Origin of the sequence: Tenacibaculum jejuense, from assembly GCF_900198195.1 — a bacterium.
Lineage (GTDB): Bacteria > Bacteroidota > Bacteroidia > Flavobacteriales > Flavobacteriaceae > Polaribacter > Polaribacter jejuensis.
Window position 1 is genome coordinate 2,441,095 of the sequence record NZ_LT899436.1, and the last position, 16,942, is coordinate 2,458,036.

Sequence of the window (16,942 nt, forward strand, 5' to 3'; positions counted from 1 at the left end):
TCCATCTTGTTTTATAAAAGATGGAGTTTAAGAATTGATATAATTATGCTTCTATTTAATTAGCAACGGTAATTTTTCTATTGATGTTTCTGTTTCAATGATCACTATGTATCTCCCACTTTGTAAACTAGGAATTGTAAAGTTGTAATTCGTTACATTTTTAATATTTCCGAAATTAGCTACAGTTTGACCTAAAGTGTTTACAATTCTTACTTTTCCTGAAACCTTATCCGTTTTTATTTGAAAAGAATTTATAGTTGGATTTGGATACACTATTACCTCATCTGTATCTAATTGATCAGTTACTGGTAAAATATCTTCAGTTGTGATTACTGACTTGCCTTGTAACTCTTGTCTAATTCTATAAGCTCTTCTTGGATAATTTGTAGCAATACCTTTTTGTCCATTTTGAATTGCTCTTCTAATGTCTCTTTCAGAATCTATCGTATAAGAAATAATTTCAATTCCCATAGCTCTAGCTTCTCTTATTCTAGATGTAGATACAACACCTCTTGGTCCGAAATATTCTCCACCAATACTCTGAACTCTTCTTAACGTGCTACTTCCCCAGAAAATACTAACTAAATATTTAATTGGAATATTAGAAATCTGTTTTACTCTTTGTAATTCTGAAAAAATGAATGAAATAATAATGACATCATTTCCCATATTCAGTTCTTTTACTAGAGCCACAACTGCATCTGCTAATCCGCTTTCTTTAATCTCTATCTCAACTTTAGCTCTTCCTTTGGCTTGGACTAAAGCTTCTCTTAATGTTGGTATTCTTTCATTTGAAAATTGATTCCCAAATCTTCTTGAGTAACCTGCACTTACATTTGCTAATTGACTGTAATTGAAGTTTCTTAATCTTCCTCTAGTATTTGTAGTTCTGTCTAATGTACTATCGTGCATTAAAACCAAAACTCCATCTCTTGTTCTTCTTACATCACATTCGATAAAATCAGCTTTTGCATCAATTGCAAGTTCATTAGCTATTAATGTATTTTCTGGAGCTTCACTTGAATTTCCTCTGTGCGCACTAATTAAGAAGTCTTGACTTTGAACTGTAATCTGTGTTAATACAAGTAGTAGTAATACGCATAATTTTTGTTTCATTTTATTTAGATTTTAGGTTAATATGTCCGCTAAACTAAATAGATGAAACCGCGATTATATTAGTAAAACATTACTACAATCTCTCTTAAAATAAGTAATGTTTATCTTAACATTAAGGTGATTACATTTTATTAATCTAAAGATAATTTAAGCACTACTAGCTATATTTAAATTAACTGTGAAATTATAATTAAAAGCTAAACTTAGATATACTAAACTATTATATTAAAAAATAAGAACTACCTAAAATTTCTTTAGATAGTTCTTGTAAAAAGTTTCTTTAAATTGATTTATAAAAGTAATGAAGTACCTGGTATATACACCTTAAAATCATTTTTAAAACCTATTTGTGCATAAATACGTTCCATTATTGCAATAAGCTTTACATGAAGAACATGAAGGCAATCTTACAGGGATTTCTTCAGGTATATTTAAACATTGGCATAATATGGTTTGAGTACAAGTTCCTAGAAAAAAACAGTCATCAAAACCTCCAGAAATTTTTTTTTGATCTTCTTTTGTTAATGAAGATCCTAGATTTAAAATTTTTTTTAGCATAATATGAATTTAAAAGGTTAATTAAAGTCAAATTTAATAAAAATGAGTGTTTAATTTAAACTCTAAATTTAAGATCTATACTGTTATAGAGACATTTAACGTTCTCTAATGTCTGCTTTTTAAAACAGCTTCAATGTCTTTTAAAGTAAATCCTTTTGCTTTTAATAAAATAATGTAGTGATACATTAAATCTGCAGCTTCATTTGTAAATAACTCGTCGTTATCATCTTTAGCTTCAATAACTAATTCTACTGCTTCTTCACCTACTTTTTGAGCTACTTTATTTATCCCTCTCTTGTATAACTTATTCGTGTAAGAAGACTCAACATTGTTGTCAATTCTATCGTGAATGATTTGTTCTAACTCATATAAGAAACCTTTAGGAGTTTCTTCAGCAAAACAAGAAGTATCGCCTTTATGACAAGTTGGCCCTTTAGGATCTGCTTTGATTAATACTGTATCATTATCACAATCGATTTGAATATCTTTTACATGTAAAAAATTTCCACTCGATTCACCTTTGGTCCATAATCTGTTTTTACTTCTACTAAAAAAGGTAACTACTTGCTCTTTTTCAGTTTTTTCAAATGCTTCTTGGTTCATGTATCCTAACATTAAAACTTGTAAAGTATTGTTGTTTTGAACCACAACAGGTACTAACCCATCACTGCTTTTAGTAAAATCTATTTTCATTTTTATGTTTTTGTTGTCAGGTCGAGCGCAGTCGAGACCTACTGATATATTTATTTAAATACATCTCAACTGCGCTCGAGTTGACATTCATTTTTTATTTAAAAACTCGATATAATTATTTAATAATCCTCTTATTTGTTCTGCTGCTACTGGATTTGCAGAATGTACTTTATATTTTAACTCTGATAAGTCTAATCCTGATTCATACACTAACCACTTTGCAGCAGCATATCCATCTAAAGCAACTTCACCATTTTTATCTAATCCAAGATCATTATCAAAACTGATAAAATCAGGTAATCCATTTTCTTTTATGTAAGCAACAAAAGCTTCGTAAGTTCTTACAATGTCATAATTTTTTTCTTCCGACGCATCGTAAACCATGTCTATGGTTCTAATATCATCTAGAAATAATTTTTTCTTTTTCATTTTTCTATTTTAACTGTCACTTCGAGTGAAATTATTTGTAATGAAATGAAAAATAATTTAATATCGAGAAGTAATTCAAGATTGTTCTCGATACGATTTTGATGATTTCGACAGTATGAAATCATCAAAAATCACTCGAACTGACAAAATATTGTCTTTATTACATTACACTCATTTACAACCGAACAGGTATATTTTTATCTCTTAATTCTTGTTTTAACTCAGGAATTGGAATTTCTCCGAAGTGAAAAACACTAGCTGCCAATGCTGCATCTGATTTTCCTTCTATAAACGTATCTACAAAATGCTGTACAGAACCTGCACCACCAGAAGCGATAATTGGAATATTTAACTCTTCTGATAACCTTGCTAAAGCTTTATTAGCAAAACCTGCTTTAGTTCCGTCGTTATCCATAGAAGTGAATAAGATTTCTCCGGCACCTCTTTCTTCCACTTCCTTAGCCCAATCGAAAAGATTTAATTCTGTAGGAATCGTTCCTCCAGCTAAATGTACTTTCCATTCTCCATTAATTTGTTTTGCATCTATGGCTACAACTACACATTGACTTCCGAATTTTTGAGATAATTCATTTACCAGTTCTGGTCTTTTTACTGCCGATGAGTTGATAGAAACTTTATCTGCGCCACATTTTAGTAATGCATCTACATGTTCTACAGAAGAAATTCCTCCACCAACTGTAAATGGAATATTTACTTGTGCGGCAACTTTTTCTACCATATCTAAAGTAGTTCCTCTATTTTCTAGTGTAGCTGCAATATCTAAAAACACCAATTCGTCTGCTCCTATTTCTGCATATTGTTTAGCTAATACAACTGGATCACCAGCATCTATTAGATTTACGAAATTGACACCTTTTACAGTTCTTCCGTTTTTTATATCTAAGCAAGGAATAATTCTTTTTGTTAACATGTTACTGTTTATTTTTTACTGTTAAATCCATACCATCGTAAAATCCAAGATCTTTATTTTTTAATTGCTTAACCCAAAATGCAATTTGACCAGTGTGATAAGAATAATGTTCTGTAACATGTATAGCTATTCCTATTCCTGAAAAATTAAAACCTTGTACTTCTCTTTTTCTTAAATATTCCTCTTGAGAAGCTTCTAAAATGGTACGTTTTGCTTCTTGTACTGTTCCTGAAAGTTTATTTAATAATTCTGCTTTTGTATATCCTTCTTCTGTAGAAAACTCTAAATCTCTATTTCTTTGATCTTCTTTATTCCCTAGAGAAGCAATGGCATACTGAGTTATATTTCCGCAAAGGTGTAAAATCAAATTACCAATACTATTTGATGATTCATTAAAACGTTTCCACACATCATCTTCGGAAATTAAAGCCAGAGATTTCATGTTCATTCTTGAACTTTCGTCAAGTCTAAAAATGATTTGCTCTTTGAATTCATTAAGTAATTCTTCATTCATAACATTAACTATTTGAAACTATAAAATTTTCTAATTCTTTTAAACTTATTCTATTCTCATAAATGGCTTTACCAATAATTACTCCTTCACAACCTAACTCAGCTAATTTTGGTAGCTCATCGAAATTAGAAATTCCTCCTGAAGCGATAAGATTTAGTTTAGCTCTCGACTCCGCTTGATCTGACAAAATCTCTTCGTACGTTTCGAAACTTGGACCTTGTAACATTCCATCTTTAGAAATATCTGTACAAATCACATAACTAATTCCTTTTTCTTGATATCCTTGAATGAAAGGTAATAAAGCTAAATTACTTTCTTCTTGCCAACCACTTATTGCTATTTTTCCTCCTGTATCGTCTGGATAAAAATCTGCTCCTAAAATGATTTTATCTGATCCGTATTTTTGAATCCAACTTTCAAAAACTTCTGGCTTCTTTACAGCAATACTTCCTCCTGTAATTTGATTTGCTCCCGATTCGAAAGCGATATTTAAATCCTCATCAGATTTTAATCCACCTCCGAAATCAATTTTTAAAGAAGTCTTCGTCGCAATCTCTTCTAAAACTTTATAGTTTATTATTCTACTGGCTTTAGCGCCGTCTAAATCTACTACGTGTAAATATTCGATTCCTGCATCTTGAAATTCCTTAGCAACTTCAACAGGACTTTCATTATATATTTTTTTTGTATCGTAATCGCCTTTTGTTAAACGGACACATTTTCCGTCTATAATATCTATGGCTGGTATGATTCTCATTTTAATTATTAGTCTTAAGTATTTAGTAAGAAGTATTAAGTTATAAACTCTTTTGAAGAGCAAAATTCATCTTTTTTACTTCATTACATAAATTTAAAATATCTTTTACTTGTTTTTGTTTAATAAACTCTAGTCTAACTGATAATAATATTTGTGTTTCTAGTTCGCAGGTAGAACCATTTGCAATACTTAAAAAGTGTTTAAACTCTTTATTAGAATTTCTTCCAGCTCCTTCAGATATATTTGAAGGTATCGAAATACTACATCTTTTAATCTGAGATATTAATCCATATTTCTCTTCTTGAGGCAATGATTTCATCAAAGAATAAACTTCTTCAACTAAGTTCATTGCTTTTTGCCAAATTTTTAAATTTTCATAACTATTCATAAACTTTATACTTTTTACTAGCTTCTTATTACTCTCAATCGTCTAGATTGAGAAAGTTTTTTAAAATCTTCTCTCCTTCTACTCCACTTTTCTCTGGGTGAAATTGCGTTCCGTAGAAATTATCTTTATGCAAAGCTGTGGCATATTTCACACCGTATTCTGTAGAAGCTATAGCGTATTTACAATCTTCAGCGTAAAAACTATGTACCAAGTACATATATTCGTCTTCTTTTATGTCTTTGAATAATTCAGACTTTAAATCTGTTACCGTGTTCCATCCCATTTGTGGAACTTTAACTTCGTTAGAAAAACGTTTGATATCTACATCGAAAATACCAAGACCTTTTGTGTTTCCTTCTTCTGAAGAATTACACATCAACTGCATTCCTAAACAAATTCCTAAAACAGGTTGTTTTAAAGTTGGAATCACTTTATCTAATCCGCTTTCTCTTAGTTTTTGCATTGCAGAACTTGCTTCTCCGACACCAGGGAAAATCACCTTGTCTGCATTCTGGATTTCTGCTACATTATTGGTTAACACAGCATCGACTCCTAAACGTTTAAAAGCAAATTGAATACTTTTTATATTTCCTGCTCCGTAATCTATTATTACTAATTTCATTCTTTTTTAGTATTGAGTAATTAGTATTAAGTTTTCAAAATAGTAAACTTTGTGCTCAAAACTTAATACTAGCTACTAAAGTAGCCCTTTTGTACTTGGTAAAAACATTTTATTTGCATCTCGCTTAACGGCCATTTTCATTGCCTTAGCAAAAGCTTTAAAAATACCTTCTATCTTATGATGTTCGTTTACACCTTCTGCTTTAATATTTAAATTACATTTCGCTCCGTCTGTAAATGATTTAAACAAGTGGAAAAACATTTCTGTTGGCATATCTCCTATTTTCTCTCGTTTAAACTCTGCATCCCATTCTAACCAGTTTCTTCCTCCAAAATCAACAGCAACTTGCGCCAAACAATCATCCATTGGTAAACAGAAACCGTAACGCTCTATACCTAATTTATTTCCTAAAGCTTTATTGAATAATTCTCCGAAAGCAATCATGGTATCTTCGATAGTGTGATGTTCATCTACTTCTAAATCTCCATCTACTTTGATTGTTAAATCCATTGCTCCATGACGACCAATTTGATCTAACATGTGATCGAAAAACTTTAATCCTGTATCAATATCATTTTTACCAGAACCATCTAAATTCAGTTTGATATAGATTTTAGTTTCGTTCGTGTTTCTTGTAATCTCTGCAACACGATCTTCTAACTTTAAAAATTCATAAATCTCTTTCCAATCTGTACTTGTTAAAGCAATACAATCGACAATTTCTTGTTTAGAAGCTTCGATTTCATCTGCTCCTAATTCTGGATTTTCAGATAAGTAAATTCCTTTTGCTCCTAAGTTTTTCGCTAACTCCATATCCGTAATACGATCACCTAACACAAAAGAATTTTTTAGATCATATTCTTCAGAAAAGTAATGTGTTAATAATCCGGTTCTTGGTTTACGAGTTGGTGCATTTTCATGAGCAAAAGTTTTATCAATTACTACTTCAGAAAATACAACTCCTTCTCTTTCAAAAGCTGTAATCACTTTATTTTGTGCAGGCCAAAATGTATCTTCAGGAAAAGAATCTGTTCCTAATCCATCTTGATTTGTTACCATTACTAATTCGTAATCTAACTCTTCAGCTATTTTAGCCATGTAACGAAATACTTTTGGATAAAACTCTAATTTTTCTAAACTATCTAATTGATAATCAATTGGTGGTTCTATTACTAAAGTTCCGTCTCTATCTATAAATAATACTTTTTTCATGATTTATTTAGTATTAAGTAGTTAGTACAGAGTGTTAAGTTATTATAAACTCGTACTAAAACTACTTTGTACTAAGTACTACATACTTAATACTATTTTATTTTTGTCTGTTATTTAAACTTATTATTGAACTGTTTTATAAATATATTACTATATTAATTTAAGGCTTTCAATTAATCTCTCGTTTTCCTCAGGTGTTCCTACCGTGATTCTAATACAGTTATTAACTACTTTGTTACGGTTTCTAATGATTACCTTTTCTTGTATTAAATAATCATACGTTTTATCCGCATTATCTACGTTTACCAATAAAAAGTTAGCATCTGTAGGGTAAATTTTATTTACAATCTTTAATGCCGCTAATTTCTCTCTTAAATTATCTCGTTCTTGTAAAATTGCTTTGATATTTGCTTGAACTAACTCATAAGCGTTTAACGATTCTAAAACAGCTTCTTGATTTAAAACACTTACGTTATATGGTGGTTTTACACGCTTGTATAAATCCATTAGTTTTTCATTCATATAAGCCGCTCCAACACGAACTCCTGCTAATCCCCAAGCTTTGCTAAATGTCTGACTAACAATTAAGTTTTCATAATCGTTAATTTTACTAACAAATGATGCTTGATCACTAAAATCGATATATGCTTCATCTATAATAACAATGCCATCAAAATTATCAAGAATGTATTCTACATCTTCTATATTGAAAGAATTTCCTGTAGGATTGTTCGGTGAACACACAAAAATGATTTTTACTTTCGGATCATCTAAATACGGTTGTAATTGATTTAAATTGATCTGATAATCATTAATCAACGGTTGTTTAATTAATTCTACATTATTAATTCCTGCAGAAACATCGTACATTCCGTAAGTTGGTGAGAATGTTAATGCTTTATCAACTCCAGGTTTACAAAAGATTCTGTAAGCTAAATCAATAATTTCATCGCTTCCGTTTCCTATGAAAACTTGACTCGGTTCAACGTTTTTGATTTTCGCTAACTTTTGCTTGATTTCTCTTTGGTGTGGATCTGGATAACGATTTAATGTTCCGTAAGGATTTTCATTCGCATCTAAAAATACATCTGCAGCCCCTTTAAATTCGTCTCTTGCTGATGAATATGGTGTTAGATTTAAAATGTTTTCTCTAACTATATTTTCTAAATTAATTGTTTTCATTTCTATTTACGAGATGCTGAACAAGTTCGGCTTTATATCTTTAATTTGGTTTGTCAACCTGAACTTGTTTCAGGCTCTCATCATAATTATCATTTTACAGTTAGATGAGATTCCGAAATAAATTCGGAATGACGTATAATTATATTCTTAACTTAATTATTAATAGCTTTTAATCGTAACGTTACTGCATTTTTATGCGCTTGTAAACCTTCTGCTTCCGCCATTAATTCAATCGCATTACCAATGTTATTTATTCCTTCTTTAGATAACTTTTGAAATGTAATTTTCTTTACAAAACTGTCTAACGAAACTCCACTATAATTCTTTGCATAACCATAAGTTGGTAACGTGTGATTTGTTCCTGAAGCATAATCTCCAGCACTTTCACAACTATAGTTCCCTAAGAAAACAGAACCAGCGTTAGTTATTTTATCAATGAAATCATCAGCTTTTTCAGAAGCAATAATTAAGTGCTCTGGTGCATATTCATTACTAAACTCGATACAAGTATTCATATCAGAAAAATACAATGATCTACTATTTTCTAAAGCTTTTTGAGCAATTTCATTTCTTGGCAATGCTGCTAATTGCTTTTCTACTTCTTTGTTCACCTCTGAAATTACAGTCTCACTATCTGATAATAAAATCACTTGACTATCTACACCGTGTTCTGCTTGCGATAATAAATCTGCTGCAACAAAACTAGGGTTACAAGTTTCGTCTGCTATTACTAACACTTCACTTGGCCCGGCTGGCATATCAATAGCCACTCCAGATTGTTGTGCTAATTCTTTCGCCTTAGTAACATATTGATTTCCTGGTCCGAAAATTTTATATACTTGCGGAATAGTTTCTGTCCCGTAAGTCATTGCTCCAACTGCTTGCGCTCCTCCAACTTTAAAAATTTGAGTTACACCAACTAGATTTGCTGTGTATAAAATGGCTGGATTTACCTTTCCTTGTTTGTTTGGTGGTGTACATAACACAATCTCTTTACAACCTGCAACCTTAGCTGGAATTGCTAACATTAAAATTGTTGAGAATAACGGTGCTGTTCCACCAGGAATATATAAACCAACTTTTTCAATTCCTACAGATTTTCTCCAACATTCTACGCCTTTCGTAGTTTCTATTTTTTGTGGAGCTTCTTTTTGAGATTCGTGAAACTTTTCAATATTATTTTTCGCTAAAACAATTGCTTGTTTTAAATCTTCAGATACTTCATTTGCTGCAGCTTCAATTTCTTCTTGAGTTACAGTTAAAGAAGTTAATTTTACACCATCAAAACGTTCGGCATATTTGAATAAAGCTGCGTCTTTATTTTCTTTTACATCTTCCAGAATATTAGTAACGGCTTCGTCTAATGTAGATTTATCAAACTGTGCTCTTTTACACAAGTCTAACCATTCTTTCTGATCTGGATTGTCGTATTGTTTCATGATATTACAATTTGTTAAATTATAATTATATATCTACTCTAAATGTCACTTCGAGTGAAATTATTTGTAATCAAATGGAAAATAATTTTTTATCGAGAAGTTTTCGTTAATCGAATTGTTCTCGATACATTTTTTATTACGATAACTCTTCATAAAAAACACTCGAACTGACATCTACTTTTTATTATTAATATTTTTATTGTACCATATTTTCGATCGGACAAACTAGAATTCCTTCAGCTCCTGCTTCACGTAACTCATCAATTACATCCCAGAAATCATTCTTATTAATTACTGAGTGTACAGAACTCCATCCTTCTTGTGCTAATGGTAAAATAGTAGGACTGCGCATTCCTGGTAAAATCTTAGTAATTGTCTCTAATTTGTCATTCGGTGCATTTAATAACACATACTTATTCGCTCTACCTTTTAAAACAGATTGTAGTCTGAACTGTATTTTCTTTAAAATTGCTTCATTTTCGTCAGAAAGTTTTGGTGACTTTACTAAAACAGCTTCAGATTTTAATAAAACTTCAATCTCTTTTAAATTGTTTTTAAATAATGTACTTCCACTCGATACAATATCACAAATTGCATCGGCTAAACCAATATTTGGTGCAATTTCAACAGATCCATTAATAATGTGTAAATTAGCTGTAATTCCTTCTTTTTCTAGGAACTTCTCTACAGTTTTTGGATATGAAGTAGCAATACGTTTTCCTGCTAATTCTTTTAAACTTGAAATGTTTGATGTTTTTGGAACAGCGATAGAAACTTTACATTTAGAAAAACCTAGTTTTTCAACTACTTCGATACTTTCTCCTTTTTCAACGATTAAATTTTCTCCAATAATAGCAATGTCTACAACGCCATCTCTTAAGTACTGTGGAATATCTCCATTACGTAAAAAGAAAACCTCTAAAGGGAAATTTCTAGCTGAAGCTTTTAATTGATCTTTTCCATTATCAATAGAAATACCAATTGCTTTTAAAAGTTTAAGGGATTCTTCGTTTAATCTACCTGATTTTTGAACTGCTAATCTTAATTTACTCATTTTTAAGTTTGTGTTGTTGTTTGAGTAAATCTTTAGATTTTAAATAGTTTATAAAACTAAAAAATCCGCTTGACTTACTCAAACGGATTTTAAATTTTATGATTGTTAATTACATGCATATCATTATTAATTCGCTTGAGTGCAAATATGATGATGATGGTGATGTAATTGAATAAATGTCATTGTAATTATTTTACGAATGCAAATGTATGGGATATTTTTTGAATCAACCAAAAAAAAGTTCTTAATGTTTTTTATTAAACAATTTATATCGAAATGTTTGATTTTACAACCTAAGAATTAATAAAAAAATAAACAGTACGATTTTTAATCACCATTTATATTGGTTTAATATGATTAAAAGATGTCAGTTCGAGTATCTCGATGGATACCGGATGTATAGAGAACTAATTTAGAACCAAAATTGCCTTTCTCGATACGATTTTCTATCGAAAACACTCGAATTGACAACTTTTACACCATATATCCTAATACAGAACTCACCTTATTTATAGAAATAATTAGTCTCATTTTTCTAAAAAATTCAAAGATCAACAGTTGTATAATTAGTATTTTCGCGACATTATAAAATAACAGTATGATATCAGTAGATCAATTAACGGTTGAGTTTAACGGAAGTGCCTTATTTAGCGATGTTTCTTTTGTGATAAATGAAAATGATAAAATCGCTTTAATGGGAAAAAATGGAGCAGGAAAATCTACAATGATGAAGATTATCGCAGGATTAACTTCTCCTACAAAAGGTGGAGTTCGTTGTTCTAAAGATACAGTGATTGCTTACCTTCCTCAGCATTTATTGATTGAAGATAATTGTACTGTAAAAGAAGAAGCTTCAAAAGCATTTAAATCGGTTTTTGATATGAAAGCTGAAATGGATGATTTAAACAAGCAATTAGAAACGCGTACCGATTACGAATCTGAAGCGTATATGAAAATCATAGAACGTGTTTCTGATTTAGGTGAGAAATACTATGCTTTAGAAGAGATTAATTATGAAGCTGAAGTTGAAAAAGCTTTAAAAGGTTTAGGTTTTAAACCTGAAGATTTCGACAGAGCAACTTCTGAATTTAGTGGTGGTTGGCGTATGCGTATTGAATTGGCTAAAATCTTATTACAAAAACCTGATTTGATTCTGTTAGATGAGCCTACAAACCACGTTGATATTGAGTCTGTAATTTGGTTAGAAAACTTCTTATTAAACAAAGCAAAAGCTGTTGTTGTTATTTCTCACGACAAAGCGTTTATTGATACTATTACCAATCGTACCATAGAAGTTACGATGGGAACGATTCACGATTATAAAGCAAATTACTCACATTATTTAGAATTACGAAAAGAACGTAGAGCACATCAATTAAAGGCGTACGAAGAACAACAAAAGTTTATTGCAGAAACCAAAGCGTTTATTGAACGATTTAAAGGAACCTATTCTAAAACCAATCAAGTGGCTTCTCGTGAGCGAATGTTAGAAAAATTAGTTCCTGTAGAGATTGATGAAGTAGATACTTCTGCATTAAAATTACGCTTTCCTCCTTCTCCAAGATCTGGTGATTATCCAGTTAAAGTAAATGAATTGACAAAAGCTTACGGAGATCATGTCGTTTTTAAAGAAGCTAGTTTTGCTATTGCTCGTGGTGAAAAAGTATCGTTTGTGGGTAGAAATGGTGAAGGAAAATCAACCATGATTAAAGCTATTATGGGCGAGATTGATTTTGAAGGTGAAGGTGGATTAGGTCATAATGCCAAAGTTGGATATTTTGCTCAGAATCAAGCTTCGTTATTAGATCCTGAATTGACGATTTTCCAAACGGTTGATGAAGTTGCTGAAGGTGATATTCGTACACAGATTAAAAATATCTTAGGTCGTTTTATGTTTAGCGGAGACGATTTAGAAAAGAAAGTAAAAGTACTTTCTGGAGGTGAAAGAACGCGTTTGGCGATGGTGAAATTATTACTAGAACCAGTGAACTTATTAATTTTAGATGAGCCTACAAATCACTTAGATTTAAAATCGAAAGATGTGATTAAAGAAGCTTTATTAGATTACGACGGGACTTTAATTTTAGTTTCTCACGACCGTGATTTCTTACAAGGTTTATCTCAAAAAGTTTTTGAGTTTAAAGATCAACGTGTAATTGAACATTTTGAAACTATTGATGCTTTCTTAGAGCGTAATAACATTAAGGCGTTAAAAGAGATTGATTTGTAACATAATAATTGAAAAGGTTTATTCATTTTTTTGCTTGTCCAAAAAAACGAACCAAAAAAAGGACACTTCTTCAATGTGTTTTTTAGCTTTTAGCTAAAAACCGAATTATAATTCCTAAAATCTTTCCAAGGCTTCAAGATTTTTGACGGAATTAAATTCTACACTGCGAAGAAGATTTAAAAGAGCTGCTTTTAATCACTTTTGTATTATTCTCAATTAATTAACGTCATTAAATGTGTCTGGTCGAGCGCAGTCGAGACCTTTTTATTATTTTTATTAGTGTAATTTAAAAACTAATGCTCATAAGTCTTTATTTACGAATCTGGTTTTGGATAACATTTATTAAATATCGTAATAGTTTGCCTACAACTTCTGATATTGAAAATCCCAAAATGAAAATTGAAGGATTTTCACAATCTTTTATATATGAAGACGAAGGTCTTTGGGAAGCAAAATGGCCTTTACCTGAAGCTTTTAAATATGTAATTTCTTACCGTACATATTTAGTCATTGGTATAGAAAATGATAAAAACTTTATGCGTTCTAAGCGTTTTGATAGAAGTATTTATACTATAGCCAAACGTTATTTTTCCAATTGGATTGGCTTTCATCCTTCTCGATGTACTTACAATGCTGAATTATCAGATCGAATGCAAAGAATACGAAAAGTATCTTTATGGAAATTTGAGAAAATGTTTGATGAAGAAATTTAATTTTCCTTTTAACCATAATTAAATTTAGGGTGTTTTTCCCCTTTCTCATTTCTTTACGGATATCCTTTTGTTTTTGTTCTAGACTTTCTTTTTATTTGGCAAATAGAAAATGAAAAAGCAATAGATAAACCCTCCTATTCCTTTATTTTTTCTGAATTAATTTTTTATTAAAAGTAAGTATATACGGCTTTAATGGTTGTGTATACTGAATGTAAGTGAATATATAAATAGTTGTAAAACATTATGAAGAACGTTCTAACAGAAAAATTTAGTAGACGATTATTGATATTTGGATTTATCCTTTTAGTTTTAGGTTTTGTATTGTTTGTTTGGAATGATTGGAGTTTTTCTACAAGCGACAAAATAAAAGCTGGCAAGGTTGGACAATTCGGTGATTTTGTTGGTGGATTAATTGGCTCTATTTGGGCGCTCGCTGGAGTAGTTCTTTTCTATGTAGCACTCACAGAACAGCGCTCTGACTTTGCAACAAATAGAAAAGTATTGGACGCTCAAACAGAAGCTTTAAAACAACAAATTAAAGAGTTTGAATTACAAAGAGAAGAATTGTCAGAAACTCGAAAGGTCTTTAATATTCAAAGCGAAACATTAAAAAAACAACAATTCGAATCAACTTTTTTCAATTTGGTAAATCTGCATCACGAAATTGTAAATTCAATCGACTTACAAAGTCGTGTAGATAAATATCAAGGGTTTGAGAAAATTTTTGCTCGTGGACTTACAGACGGAGAGAAAAATGAAAAGGTCATTCAAATAACTACTGGAAGAGATTGCTTCGTTAAGTTCTGTAAAGGGTTCAGAAATACTTACAGAGAGAATAAAGAGGCTAATCCAGAAATGAAAGAGCGTGAATTATGTAATAAATCTTACTTGGAGTATTATGAAAAACATCATTCTGATTTAGGGCATTACTTCAGAAACCTTTATCATATTTTCAAGTTCATCAAAAATTCTGATGAAGTGGATAAAAAAAGATATACAAGTCTTGTAAGAGCACAATTGTCAAATGATGAATTATTTTTACTTTTTTATAATAGTTCATCTGATTTTGGTAAGGACAAATTCCTTCCGTTGATTGAAGAATTTCATCTTTTAAAGAATCTGAACAGAGAATTTTTTATTAAAGAAAACAAACACGATATTTTTTATAAATCAAGTGCTTATGGATAAAAATAACGTTTACCAACAATGTGTATAATTCATTGCTAGTAAAGGCTTACTTATGAAAATCCTCGCGGATTTTCTATTCGGTTTGTATTTGCTAAATTAGTTACTGAAACACGCAACGAAATCATACACTAGACCGTTAGGGATAATTAAAAAAAAATGACTGAAATTGAATATTTAAATTCTGAACCTATAAAAGAAGGAATCAACAAACTTTCTAACAATATAAGAACAGAAAGAAGTGATTTGGAAAACTATCTATCTATTTATGCCGATAAATCGATTATAAGTAGGTTAGACAATAATAACAATCAAGTTATATTTGGCCGAAGAGGCACAGGAAAAACACATTTGTTATATGCCTTTGAGGATTCAGTTTTAAAAAAAGGAGATGAAATTGGAGAAATTACTAGTTTTCCTATATACATAGATTTACGTAAGTTTCTTCCATTATTCACAGCAAATTCTAATCCAAATATTGAAACCTCAATTATCATTTTTCAATCTTTACTCAATGAAATAATCAATAAAATATTGAATCATTCAAAGTATATTTTTGGAATAAACGAGTACGGAACTTACTCTAGAACAGAACTCGAAAGAATAGAAAAATTAAAAACGATTCTAAAAAAAATAAACATTGAATTTGATGGGAAAATTTTTAAAAAGCTTAGTGATTTTGAATTTTCAGTTGAAGAACAACAAAACCTTAAAAAAAGTTTAAATGTTTCTACAGAAGAAGCCAACATAGGCATAAATAAAGAAAACGGAAAAAAAGTAACTTTCTCTCAAGAGAACATTCAATATATTTCGTTCAATGAAATCTCTAAAATTTTAGATGATTTAACTTATCACATTAACGGTGTTAGAATATTATGTTTACTTGACGAATGGTCAGAAGTCCCTATTAATCTTCAACCGTATTTGGCTGAACTATTAAAAAGAACTTTCATAGCGTCAAACTATACTTTTAAAATTGCCGCTATTCCTTACAGAACAAGGTTAAGAACAACAACATATGGTAATATAAAAATTGGTTTAGAGGAAGGTGGTGATATATTTCCAATTAATATTGATAATAGGTACATATATGAGAAAGATAAAAATACTACTCGAAACTTTTATAACGAACTTTTAAGAAACCATTTAATTGAAATTAATAAAGACGTTTTTGAGAGCATAGATGAAAAAAAATTCATAAATATTTTCTTTGCTACACAAGCATTGTCTGAAATATTAATAGCATCGGCCGGTATTCCTAGAGATTTTATTAACTTATTTATTTTATCTTATAACAATAGAACAAATCTTAAACAAAGAATTATTTTAAAAAATGTAAGGAATGCTACGACTGAATGGTATTCTTCAGATAAAAAAGAAGAAATTGATAAGGACCCACTTACTAAAAAGTTTTTTGAAGATTTAGTTAATCAAATAGTTGTAGAAAAAAACAAAACTCATTTTTTATTACCACAGAGGTTTTCTGATAACCTACAAATTAAAAAACTAGTAGATTTAAGAGCTTTACATTTAAGAGAAAAAGGTATTTCACATAGACACATACATAGTAAAAGTTATGATGTTTATTCAATCGACTATGGTAGCTATACTAGTTTAGACATTACCAAAAATACACTGGATACAGATTTTAATGAAATGATAAATCAAGTAAAAACTATTGAAAATATCAGAGATGCACGTTCCCTATCAATAGAAGATGAATTTTTTGATAAATTTAACTTGGCAGTAGGTCAAGGTATAAAGTGTCCTTCTTGCTCTAAAACAATTGATACAAATCACTTGGCTTATATCAAACAGAAAATCTGTAATAATTGTTTCGAGAAAGTGGAATAAAAAACTATGCCTAACATAGGCTATAATTAATACGGATTTTAGTGTTTAATCTAAAGTTTAGTGTA

17 protein-coding genes are annotated in these 16,942 nt (G+C 30.3%); 4 read left to right on the forward strand and 13 right to left on the reverse strand.

Features of this window, described 5'->3' with window-relative positions:
• Positions 1–51 precede the first annotated feature (51 nt).
• The 13 genes from AQ1685_RS10950 to hisG form a co-directional block, all read right to left on the reverse strand.
• Entirely contained in the window at positions 52–1,116 is a 1,065-nt protein-coding gene (locus AQ1685_RS10950) for a glycerophosphodiester phosphodiesterase family protein (protein ID WP_095072088.1), read from the reverse strand.
• A 336-nt stretch (positions 1,117–1,452) separates the two neighbouring features.
• Entirely contained in the window at positions 1,453–1,674 is a 222-nt protein-coding gene (locus AQ1685_RS10955; protein WP_095072089.1) for a hypothetical protein, read from the reverse strand.
• Between the two features lie 105 nt (positions 1,675–1,779).
• On the reverse strand, positions 1,780–2,373 hold the full coding sequence (gene hisIE / locus AQ1685_RS10960) for a bifunctional phosphoribosyl-AMP cyclohydrolase/phosphoribosyl-ATP diphosphatase HisIE (protein ID WP_262509598.1): 594 nt from the start codon (positions 2,371–2,373) through the stop codon (positions 1,780–1,782).
• 81 nt (positions 2,374–2,454) lie between these two features.
• Positions 2,455–2,796 (reverse strand): cyclic-phosphate processing receiver domain-containing protein, encoded by a 342-nt coding sequence (locus AQ1685_RS10965; protein WP_095072091.1) that lies wholly within the window; start codon positions 2,794–2,796, stop codon positions 2,455–2,457.
• Between the two features lie 175 nt (positions 2,797–2,971).
• Positions 2,972–3,727 carry an imidazole glycerol phosphate synthase subunit HisF gene (gene hisF, locus AQ1685_RS10970; protein WP_095072092.1) on the reverse strand — a complete coding sequence of 252 codons (756 nt, stop codon included), beginning with the start codon at positions 3,725–3,727 and terminating at the stop codon, positions 2,972–2,974.
• A 1-nt stretch (position 3,728) separates the two neighbouring features.
• Positions 3,729–4,241 (reverse strand): DinB family protein, encoded by a 513-nt coding sequence (locus AQ1685_RS10975; RefSeq protein WP_095072094.1) that lies wholly within the window; start codon positions 4,239–4,241, stop codon positions 3,729–3,731.
• 4 nt (positions 4,242–4,245) lie between these two features.
• Entirely contained in the window at positions 4,246–4,998 is a 753-nt protein-coding gene (gene hisA, locus AQ1685_RS10980; protein WP_095072095.1) for a 1-(5-phosphoribosyl)-5-[(5-phosphoribosylamino)methylideneamino]imidazole-4-carboxamide isomerase, read from the reverse strand.
• Between the two features lie 40 nt (positions 4,999–5,038).
• Complete coding sequence (locus AQ1685_RS10985; protein ID WP_095072097.1) at positions 5,039–5,386, reverse strand: four helix bundle protein; 348 nt, start codon at positions 5,384–5,386, stop codon at positions 5,039–5,041.
• A gap of 34 nt (positions 5,387–5,420) precedes the next feature.
• Positions 5,421–6,008 (reverse strand): imidazole glycerol phosphate synthase subunit HisH, encoded by a 588-nt coding sequence (gene hisH / locus AQ1685_RS10990; RefSeq protein ID WP_095072099.1) that lies wholly within the window; start codon positions 6,006–6,008, stop codon positions 5,421–5,423.
• Positions 6,009–6,083: 75 nt separating this feature from the next.
• The gene (gene hisB / locus AQ1685_RS10995) at positions 6,084–7,220 is read right to left on the reverse strand and encodes a bifunctional histidinol-phosphatase/imidazoleglycerol-phosphate dehydratase HisB (RefSeq protein ID WP_095072101.1); all 1,137 of its coding nucleotides are present in this window, start codon (positions 7,218–7,220) and stop codon (positions 6,084–6,086) included.
• A 150-nt stretch (positions 7,221–7,370) separates the two neighbouring features.
• The gene (hisC, locus tag AQ1685_RS11000; protein ID WP_095072102.1) at positions 7,371–8,402 is read right to left on the reverse strand and encodes a histidinol-phosphate transaminase; all 1,032 of its coding nucleotides are present in this window, start codon (positions 8,400–8,402) and stop codon (positions 7,371–7,373) included.
• Positions 8,403–8,554: 152 nt separating this feature from the next.
• The gene (gene hisD / locus AQ1685_RS11005; protein ID WP_095072103.1) at positions 8,555–9,841 is read right to left on the reverse strand and encodes a histidinol dehydrogenase; all 1,287 of its coding nucleotides are present in this window, start codon (positions 9,839–9,841) and stop codon (positions 8,555–8,557) included.
• 196 nt (positions 9,842–10,037) lie between these two features.
• Complete coding sequence (gene hisG / locus AQ1685_RS11010) at positions 10,038–10,895, reverse strand: ATP phosphoribosyltransferase (protein ID WP_095072105.1); 858 nt, start codon at positions 10,893–10,895, stop codon at positions 10,038–10,040.
• 598 nt (positions 10,896–11,493) lie between these two features.
• On the opposite strand from hisG, the gene AQ1685_RS11015 reads away from it, so the two are divergent.
• From AQ1685_RS11015 to AQ1685_RS11030, 4 genes are all read left to right on the forward strand, one after another.
• On the forward strand, positions 11,494–13,125 hold the full coding sequence (locus AQ1685_RS11015) for an ABC-F family ATP-binding cassette domain-containing protein (RefSeq protein WP_095072106.1): 1,632 nt from the start codon (positions 11,494–11,496) through the stop codon (positions 13,123–13,125).
• 392 nt (positions 13,126–13,517) lie between these two features.
• The gene (locus AQ1685_RS11020; protein WP_157730184.1) at positions 13,518–13,838 is read left to right on the forward strand and encodes a hypothetical protein; all 321 of its coding nucleotides are present in this window, start codon (positions 13,518–13,520) and stop codon (positions 13,836–13,838) included.
• A gap of 243 nt (positions 13,839–14,081) precedes the next feature.
• Positions 14,082–15,026, forward strand: a complete 945-nt coding sequence (locus AQ1685_RS11025; RefSeq protein ID WP_095072109.1) for a putative phage abortive infection protein — start codon at positions 14,082–14,084, stop codon at positions 15,024–15,026.
• 156 nt (positions 15,027–15,182) lie between these two features.
• Positions 15,183–16,877 (forward strand): ORC-CDC6 family AAA ATPase, encoded by a 1,695-nt coding sequence (locus AQ1685_RS11030; protein ID WP_095072111.1) that lies wholly within the window; start codon positions 15,183–15,185, stop codon positions 16,875–16,877.
• Positions 16,878–16,942 lie beyond the last annotated feature (65 nt).